The following is a 525-nucleotide window of genomic DNA, read 5'->3' on the forward strand; positions in this document are numbered from 1 at the left end:
GGCCTGACGATAGCGACCCAGCCGAGTGGAACCCGGCGTGGCAGCAGGGCCTCGTCGAGCGCCTCCAGCCGCTGCGCGGGCGGCGCGAGATGCAGGGCCTGCGATCGCTGGCACCACTGCCACACCCGTCCCCCTGCAGTCTGCCAGCGCAGCAGCAGCTCGGCCGGCAACCCGGCTGACGGATCCACGCCAAAGCCGATGAGCGCCCATTGCAGTCCCAGCGCGTCGTCGCTGAGAAGTGGTCCGCAGCCAGTGGCCGGCCGGACCCAGCCTTGCGGCAGCATGCCACCGGCACGCAGCCGCTCGCTGCCGCGCACGCGCCAGAACAGGCCCTGGTCGAAGGTGTTCTGCGGCTTGACCTTCATGTCCTCGAACACCGCGCGGCCAGCCGGCAGCAGGCGCAGCAGGCTCATCAACCCATGCACGGCGAACGCGGCGGCGCGGTTCTGCGGCATCACGATCGCGCCGAGCATGCGCGCCAGGCGGATGATCTTCCTGGCGTGGGGCCGTCGCTCGGTGTCGTAG

1 protein-coding gene is annotated in these 525 nt (G+C 71.2%); it reads right to left on the reverse strand.

The window, feature by feature from the left end; all coding sequences use genetic code 11:
- A partial coding sequence (locus ACXJ3V_RS20735; protein WP_457102242.1) for a hypothetical protein occupies positions 1–525 on the reverse strand: 525 nt, incomplete at both ends.

Source organism: Microbacterium sp. P5_E9, from assembly GCF_054049175.1.